1 protein-coding gene is annotated in these 830 nt (G+C 65.9%); it reads right to left on the bottom strand.

Going from position 1 to position 830, the window contains the following annotated elements; genetic code table 11:
• Positions 1-8 precede the first annotated feature (8 nt).
• A protein-coding gene (locus tag JZ792_RS41225; protein ID WP_216918419.1) for an IS5 family transposase occupies positions 9-811 on the bottom strand; the annotation gives its coding sequence in 2 pieces (ribosomal slippage) (positions 9-475 and positions 475-811; 804 coding nt in all).
• Positions 812-830: the final 19 nt, after the last annotated feature.

Here is an 830-nt window from a genome sequence, read left to right as displayed (position 1 = left end):
CTAACAGATCAGTTCAGAATGAGTTTGCGGAGGCAGATGACCGCGCAGGCGAGGCTGAGTAGGGCTTGGTGGATGTCGGCGCGGCGTTCGTAGCGGATACGCAACCGTTTGAACGCGTGTAGCCAGGCGAAGCTGCGTTCGACCGGCCAACGAACGACGCCGAGCCCGGATCCGTGGCCGGTGCCGCGGCGGGCGATGACCGGCACGATTCCGCGATCACGCAGTTGTCGGCGGTATTTGTCGTAGTCGTAGCCGCGGTCGGCGTAGAGGTAGCGGGGTCGCCGCCAAGGACGTCCGCGACGTCCGCGCAGGACCGGTAGCGCGTCCAGCAGCGGGATCAGTTGTGTGACGTCGTGACGGTTTCCGCCGGTCAGGGTGACCGCGAGGGGTGTTCCGGTGGCGTCGGTGATCAGGTGGTGCTTTGAGCCGGGTTTCGCGCGGTCGACCGGGCTGGGGCCGACATGGTCCCCCCTTTCAAAGCCCGCAGATGCGACCCATCGACCAACGCGACCGACAGGTCCAACTTCCCCGCCGCGCGTAGTTCGACCAGTACCTGTTCGTGCAACCGCTGCCACACCCCGGCTTCCTGCCATTCGGCCAACCGCCGCCAGCACGTCGCACCCGAGGCCCCGAACAACGCGGTCGGCAACTGGTTCCAACCGATCCCGGAGCGAGCCACGAACAAGATCCCCTCCAACGCCGCACGGTCACTGCTCCGACGCCGCCCCGGATGACGGAAACGCCGCTGCGGCACCGGAATCAACGGCTCCAACCGCTCCCACAACGCATCGGTCACCACCTCATCAACCACCCCAGAAGTGTCGAATATG

It is taken from the genome of Nocardia noduli, assembly GCF_019038455.1.
Classification (GTDB): Bacteria; Actinomycetota; Actinomycetes; order Mycobacteriales; family Mycobacteriaceae; genus Nocardia; species Nocardia noduli.
The sequence above is the reverse complement of the archived record's forward strand: the minus strand, read 5'-3'. Positions and strand labels throughout refer to the sequence as shown.